At 68.8% G+C, this 266-nt stretch carries 1 protein-coding gene; it reads right to left on the bottom strand.

Going from position 1 to position 266, the window contains the following annotated elements; all coding sequences use genetic code 11:
- On the bottom strand, nt 1-266 hold a 266-nt coding region (locus R0J92_RS23520; protein WP_411053455.1), incomplete at both ends, for a penicillin-binding transpeptidase domain-containing protein.

The raw sequence follows: 266 nt of genomic DNA, 5'->3' as shown, positions 1-266 counted from the left end.
CATCATGGTGACAAGCTGAAAGGTGCTGACCGGATCGTTGATCAGTTCGCGGTCGTCTACCGTGGTCGGCGCGCTCAATCCGTCGCGCCACTGGGCCACGTCGCAGCCGTCGCAGGCCGCTTCGGCCCGGGCCAGCAGGGTCTCGCCCGTGCGGTCCTGGATGCGTTCGATCAGGTTCGGCTCGATCCGCCGGCCGCCATTGGCGATCATGGCATAGGCCGTCGCCATCTCCAGCGGCGTGGCCTCGCCGGCGCCGAGGGCCATGG

This window comes from Tritonibacter sp. SIMBA_163 (assembly GCF_046535935.1).
In the GTDB taxonomy this organism is placed as follows: Bacteria; Pseudomonadota; Alphaproteobacteria; order Rhodobacterales; family Rhodobacteraceae; genus Epibacterium; species Epibacterium scottomollicae.
Note: the sequence above shows the minus strand (reverse complement) of the source record. Positions and strands in the feature narration are given on the sequence as shown.